This window comes from Azonexus sp. (assembly GCF_036170495.1).
Lineage (GTDB): Bacteria > Pseudomonadota > Gammaproteobacteria > Burkholderiales > Rhodocyclaceae > Azonexus.
Window position 1 is genome coordinate 1 of the sequence record NZ_JAVHPH010000237.1, and the last position, 4,411, is coordinate 4,411.

Below are 4,411 nucleotides of genomic sequence, written 5' to 3' on the forward strand. Positions count from 1 at the left end.
ACATCTATCCGCCCAAGCCGTCGATGAAGATCATCGCCGACATTTTCGGCTACACCGCGCAGCACATGCCGAAGTTCAATTCGATCTCGATTTCTGGGTACCACATCCAGGAAGCCGGCGCCAACCAGGCCATCGAACTGGCCTTTACGCTGGCTGACGGCATGGAATACGTGCGTACCGGTGTCGCTTCCGGCATGGACGTCGATACCTTTGCCGGCCGCCTGTCCTTCTTCTGGGCCGTCGGCATGAACTTCTACCTGGAAATCGCCAAGATGCGCGCCGGCCGTCTGCTGTGGGACCGCATCATGACCGGCTTCAACGCCAAGAGTCCGAAGTCGAAGATGCTGCGCACGCATAGCCAGACCTCCGGCTGGTCGCTGACCGAACAGGATCCGTACAACAACGTCGTGCGCACGACCATCGAAGCGATGGCCGCCGTCTTCGGCGGAACCCAGTCGCTGCACACCAATGCGCTGGACGAAGCGATTGCGCTGCCGACCGAGTTCTCGTCGCGCATCGCCCGCAACACGCAGCTGATCATCCAGGAAGAAACCCACATCACCAACGTCGTCGACCCCTGGGCCGGTTCCTACATGATGGAAAAGCTGACCCAGGACATGGCCGACAAGGCCTGGGGCATCATCGAGGAAATCGAGGCGATGGGTGGCATGACCAAGGCCGTCGAATCCGGCTGGGCCAAGATGCAGGTCGAAACCTGCGCGGCCGACAAGCAGGCGCGCATCGACTCCGGCAAGGATGTCATCGTCGGCGTCAACAAGTACAAGCTGGCCAAGGAAGACGCCATCGACATTCTCGATATCGACAACCACGCGGTGCGTGATTCGCAGATTGCCCGTCTCAAGCAGATTCGCGCGACGCGCGACAGTGCTGCGGTCAACGCCGCTTTGACGGCATTAACCAAATCGGCTGAAACCGGCGAGGGCAACCTGCTCGACCTGACCGTCAAGGCCATGCGCCTACGCGCCACGGTCGGCGAAGTGTCCGATGCCTTGGAAAAGATATTCGGTCGTTTCCGCGCCAACAACCAGACCATTTCGGGGGTGTACGGAGGCGTTGTGGAAGGTCAGGAAAGCTGGGAAAAGATCAAGGCCGATGTCGCCAAGTTCGCCGAAGAAGAAGGCCGCCGGCCGCGCATCATGATCGCCAAGCTCGGTCAGGATGGTCATGACCGCGGCGCCAAGGTCGTCGCTACAGCCTATGCCGACCTCGGCTTCGACATCGACATGGGGCCGCTCTTCCAGACCCCGGAAGAAGCCGCTCGTCAGGCCATCGAAAACGACGTGCATGCGGTGGGCGTGTCGTCGCTGGCGGCCGGTCACAAGACTTTGCTGCCGCAACTGGTCAAGGCACTGAAGGATCAAGGCGGTGACGACATCATCGTCTTCGCCGGTGGCGTGATTCCGGCTCAGGACTACGAGTATCTCTACAAGGCTGGCGCCAAAGCCATCTTCGGGCCGGGAACGCGGATCGAGGATTCGGCCATCAAGGTGATCGAAGAAATTCGCAAGGCCCGCGGCTAATCCACGGATGAATCTGGGCGAAGTTCCCGTGCGTGCCAATATTCTGTCTGCCGCCGACCAGTTGCTGGTTGACGGCGTGCTGAGTGGCCAGCGCCGTGCGCTGGCCAAGGCCATCACGCTGATCGAATCGACGCGGCCGGATCACCAGCAGCGTGCCCAGCAGGTGCTCAACGCGATTTTGCCAAGCACCGGCAAGGCGATTCGCATCGGCATTTCCGGCGTGCCGGGGGCGGGCAAGTCTACGTTCATCGAGGCGCTTGGCGTCTGGCTGATCGAGCAGGGCAAGAAACTGGCGGTGCTTGCCGTCGACCCCTCGTCTTCGGTATCAGGCGGTTCCATCCTCGGTGACAAGACGCGCATGGAGTTGCTCAGCCAGCGTGAGGAAGCCTTTATCCGGCCCAGTCCGTCTTCAGGTTCGCTCGGCGGCGTGGCTGAAAAGTCGCGCGAGGCGATGCTGCTCTGCGAAGCTTCCGGCTACGACGTGATCATCATCGAGACCGTCGGTGTCGGCCAGTCCGAAACAACCGTCGCCGGCATGGTCGACATGTTTTGTCTGCTCCAGTTGCCGAATGCCGGTGACGACCTGCAGGCCATCAAAAAAGGCATCGTCGAGATCGCCGACATGGTGATCATCAACAAGGCCGACATCGACCGTCAGGCCACCGCTGTCGTCCGCGCCCAGTGGCGCAACGCACTGCACATGCTGCGACCGGCCTCGCCCAACTGGGCGCCGCCGGTCATCACGCTGTCCGCCTTGCACAAGGAAGGCATTACCGAGTTCTGGGAACAGGTCGAGAAATATCAGGCTGCCCTGAAACCGACAGGCGAATTCGATGCCAAGCGCCAGCACCAGGCCTTGAGCTGGATGTGGCAACTGATCGATTCCGGGCTGCGCCAGTATTTTCGCCATCACCCGCGCGTGCAGGAAAACCTGCCCGCCTTCACCCGATCCGTCGAGGCGGGCCATACGAACCCGGCTGCAGCCGCGTATGCGCTGCTCGACTATCTGAAACACTAATCACCCGATCCATTGAGGGAGTTTTCTATGCACGACATCATCCGCCAGCTGGAAGTAAAGCGCGAACTGGCCCGCCTCGGCGGTGGCCAGAAGCGTATCGACAGCCAGCATAAAAAGGGCAAGCTGACCGCCCGCGAACGAATCGAGCTGTTGCTCGACCCCGATTCCTTCGAGGAGTGGGATATGTTCAAGGAGCATCGCTGCGTTGATTTCGGCATGGATCAAGCCGAAAAGACGCCGGGCGACGGTGTCGTGGTCGGTTACGGCACGATCAACGGCCGTCTGGTCTTCGTTTTCTCGCAGGATTTCACGGTGTTCGGCGGCTCGCTGTCGGAAACCCACGCCGAGAAGATCTGCAAGGTCATGGATCAGGCGATGAAGGTCGGCGCCCCGGTGATCGGCCTCAACGACTCGGGCGGCGCCCGCATCCAGGAAGGTGTCGCTTCCCTCGGTGGCTACGCTGACGTATTCCAGCGCAACGTCATGGCCTCCGGCGTCGTGCCGCAGATCTCGATGATCATGGGCCCCTGTGCCGGTGGCGCAGTTTACTCGCCGTCGATGACCGACTTCATCTTCATGGTCAAGGACTCGTCCTACATGTTCGTGACCGGTCCGGAAGTGGTCAAGACGGTGACCCATGAAGATGTCACCGCCGAAGAACTGGGCGGTGCCGTGACCCACACCAGCAAGTCCGGCGTCGCCGACCTGGCCTTCGAGAATGACGTTGAAGCCCTCTCCATGCTGCGCCGCTTCATGAACTTCCTGCCGGCCAACAACCGCGAAAGGCCACCGGTCACGCCGACCAACGATCCGGTCGACCGTATGGACTACTCGCTCGACACCCTGGTGCCGGACAACGCCAACAAGGCGTACGACATGAAGGAGCTGCTGATCAAGGTGGTCGACGACAACGATTTCTTTGAGTTGCAGGCTGATTACGCCAAGAACATCATCATCGGCTTTGGCCGCATGGATGGCCACCCGGTTGGCATCGTCGCCAACCAGCCGCTGGTACTGGCCGGTTGCCTCGACATCAAGTCGTCGATCAAGGCAGCGCGCTTCGTCCGCTTCTGCGACGCCTTCAACATCCCGGTTGTCACCTTCGTCGATGTGCCGGGCTTCATGCCAGGCACCACGCAGGAATACGGCGGCATCATCAAGCACGGCGCCAAGCTGCTCTACGCCTACGCCGAATGTACCGTGCCCAAGGTCACCATCATCACCCGCAAGGCCTACGGTGGCGCCTACGACGTGATGTCGTCCAAGCACCTGCGCGGCGACGTGAATATCGCCTGGCCATCGGCCGAAATCGCCGTCATGGGGCCGAAGGGCGCTGTCGAAATCATTTTCCGTGAAGAAAAGAACGATCCGGTCAAGCTGGCCGAGCGCGAAGCCGAGTACAAGCACAAGTTCGCCAACCCCTTTGTGGCTGGCGCGCGCGGCTTCATCGACGATGTCATCATGCCGCACGCCACCCGCAAGCGCATCGCCCGCTCGCTGGCCATGCTGCGCGACAAGAAACTTGAGAATCCGTGGCGCAAGCACGGCAACATTCCGCTGTAAGCGTCAGGGAGAAAAATATTATGTTCAAGAAAATTTTGATTGCAAACCGTGGTGACCAGCCGCACAGCGGCGCAGCAGCGCAGCTAAATTGCCTTGCACGCGAAGCGTGCTCGGGCGATTTCTCCCCGGAGGATAAAAATGTTTAAGAAAATTCTGATCGCGAACCGGGGAGAAATTGCCTGCCGCGTTATCAAAACCGCTCGCAAAATGGGCATTCTGACGGTTGCGGTTTATTCCGAAGCCGACAAGGATGCGCTGCACGTCGACTTGGCTGATGAAGCCGTCTGTA

At 60.4% G+C, this 4,411-nt stretch carries 4 protein-coding genes; all 4 read left to right on the forward strand.

All coding sequences use genetic code 11. The features are described from left to right. On the forward strand, positions 1–1,541 hold a 1,541-nt coding region (gene scpA, locus ADADOO_RS08115), incomplete at its 5' end, for a methylmalonyl-CoA mutase (RefSeq protein ID WP_511276567.1). A gap of 7 nt (positions 1,542–1,548) precedes the next feature. Further along, entirely contained in the window at positions 1,549–2,559 is a 1,011-nt protein-coding gene (gene meaB, locus ADADOO_RS08120; RefSeq protein ID WP_511276569.1) for a methylmalonyl Co-A mutase-associated GTPase MeaB, read from the forward strand. Between the two features lie 27 nt (positions 2,560–2,586). Next, on the forward strand, positions 2,587–4,122 hold the full coding sequence (locus ADADOO_RS08125; RefSeq protein WP_511276571.1) for an acyl-CoA carboxylase subunit beta: 1,536 nt from the start codon (positions 2,587–2,589) through the stop codon (positions 4,120–4,122). A 138-nt stretch (positions 4,123–4,260) separates the two neighbouring features. Next, positions 4,261–4,411 (forward strand): biotin carboxylase N-terminal domain-containing protein (locus ADADOO_RS08130; RefSeq protein ID WP_511276603.1); only part of this gene is annotated, 151 nt, incomplete at its 3' end.

What these genes read in the sequence shown, in the direction of transcription:
- meaB (WP_511276569.1), top strand. Translation starts at nt 1,549, where the DNA reads ATGAATCTGGGCGAAGTTCCCGTGCGTGCCAATATTCTGTCTGCCGCC.
- ADADOO_RS08125 (WP_511276571.1), top strand. Translation starts at nt 2,587, where the DNA reads ATGCACGACATCATCCGCCAGCTGGAAGTAAAGCGCGAACTGGCCCGC.